Origin of the sequence: Mesorhizobium sp. M1A.F.Ca.IN.020.06.1.1 (genome assembly GCF_004023265.1) — a bacterium.
Classification (GTDB): domain Bacteria; phylum Pseudomonadota; class Alphaproteobacteria; order Rhizobiales; family Rhizobiaceae; genus Mesorhizobium.
In genome coordinates this window covers 1-1956 of record NZ_RZSR01001052.1, presented here as the reverse complement: position 1 = coordinate 1956, position 1956 = coordinate 1, and the positions used below count along the sequence as shown (strand labels likewise).

Below are 1956 nucleotides of genomic sequence, written 5' to 3'. Positions count from 1 at the left end.
CATCCGTGTCGGCCGGATCGAGCGGCTGGAATTCGCCGAAGCCGGCGGCTACCAGCCGGTTCGCCGGCACGCCGTTCTCGATCAGGAACTTCACCACCGAGGTCGCACGGGCGGTCGACAGCTCCCAGTTGTCGCGATAGCGGCCGGTGCCGGACAAGGGCTTGTTGTCGGTGTGGCCATCGACGCGCAGCACCCAGCTGATCTCGGGCGGGATTTCCCTCTGCAGCTCGATGACGGCATCGGCGAGCTTCTTCATCTCGACCTTGCCGGCATCGTTGATCTCGTCGGAGCCGGTCGGGAACAGCACTTCCGACTGGAAGACGAAGCGGTCGCCGACGATGCGGATGTTCTCGCGGTCGGCGAGGATCTCGCGCAGTCGGCCGAAGAAATCGGAACGGTAGCGGTTGAGCTCCTGAACTCGCTGCGCCAGCGCCACGTTCAGGCGGCGGCCGAGATCGGCAATCTTGGTGTTGGACTCGCGGTCGCGCTGCTCGGACACGTTGAGCGCGTCCTCGAGCGCCGCGATCTGCTTGCGCAGTGCGGCGATCTGCTGGTTGAGGATCTCGACCTGGCTCAGCGCTTGCTGGCTGATCTGGCGCTGGTTGCTGAGTTCGCCGGACAGCGCGTCTGCCCGCTTGTTGGCCGCGTCGCCGGCGCCGGCACCCTGCTCCAGCAATTGCTGAAGACGGCTCTTTTCCGCCTCCGCCGCCGACAGCGAGGCCTGCAGATTGGCGAGCGTGTCTTCCTTGTCCTGGCTGTTCGAGCGCTCCAGCGCCAGCAACTGCGTCAGCTCGTTGATCTGCGAGTTGAGGCGGCTGAGCACCGTGTCCTTGCCGGAGATTTCGCGGCTGAGCAGGAATTGCGCCAACACGAAGACCGTCAGCAGGAACATGATGGCGAGCAGAAGCGTCGACAGCGCGTCGACGAAGCCGGGCCAGTAGTCGATGCGGCGATCGGCGCGCCGCCTTGCCAGCGCCACGTCAGTGCACTCCGGTCTTCTTCAGGGCGTCAGCGATCTTTTCCAGCGTGTTGCGCATCGCCTTCTGTTCGTCCGACTGCGCCTCGACCCAGTCGCGCATGATCTGCTGTTCGGAGCGCATGTTCTTGACCAGTCCGGAAATGCCGTCCGCGAGGTTGGCCATGGCGGTGGCGACGCGCGGGTTGGAGCCGCCGCCGTTTTCCTGCAGGCTGCGCAGCCGTTCCGACAGCAGGCGGATCTCCTCCGACGGCTCGGCGCGCGCCGATTCCGACACGACGATATCGGACGAGAGATCGGTGACCGAGGACAGCCAGTTCTCGAGCTCGGTGTAGAAGCGGGTCTGGGCGCGGCCGGCCTGCAGGTCGAGGAAGCCGAGCACCAGCGAGCCGGAGAGGCCGAACAGCGAGGACGAGAAGGCCGTGCCCATGCCGGCGAGCGGCGCCGACAGGCCCTGCTTCAGCGCGTCGAGCACGGCGGCGGCATCGCCGCTGCCGGGGTCGAGCGCCTCGATCGTCTCGCGGATGGAGGCGATGGTGTTGAGCAGGCCCCAGAAGGTGCCGAGCAGGCCAAGAAACACCAGCAGTCCGACGAGATAGCGCGAGGTGTCGCGGCTTTCATCGAGGCGCGTGGCGATGGAATCGAGCATGGTGCGCATCGAAGAGGTCGAGAAGGCGATCGTCGACGAGCGGCCGATCATCGCCTTCATCGGCGCCAGGAGCACCGGCTCGGTGGTCTCGGAGCCGGCGCGGAAGGAATTGACCCAGCGCACCTCTCTGAACAGCCGGCCGACCTGGGCGAAGGCGAGCAGGATGCCGACGGCGAGCACGCCGATGATCAGCCCGTTGAGGCCGGGATTGCTGGAGAAGGCGGAGGAGATCTGGCGGGTGAGGATGGCGGCGATGAAGGCGACGATGACCAGGAAGATCACCATCGTGAGCAGGAAGACCTGCGGGCTCGACAGCTTGTGCGGATCGTAG

The 1956-nt window shown here is 66.1% G+C and carries 2 protein-coding genes; both read right to left on the bottom strand.

The window, feature by feature from the left end:
* Nucleotides 1-979 (bottom strand): peptidoglycan -binding protein (locus tag EOA60_RS30820; RefSeq protein ID WP_128312459.1); only part of this gene is annotated, 979 nt, incomplete at its 3' end.
* A 1-nt stretch (nucleotide 980) separates the two neighbouring features.
* Nucleotides 981-1956: MotA/TolQ/ExbB proton channel family protein (locus EOA60_RS30815; RefSeq protein WP_128312457.1), on the bottom strand; the 976-nt coding region annotated here is incomplete at its 5' end.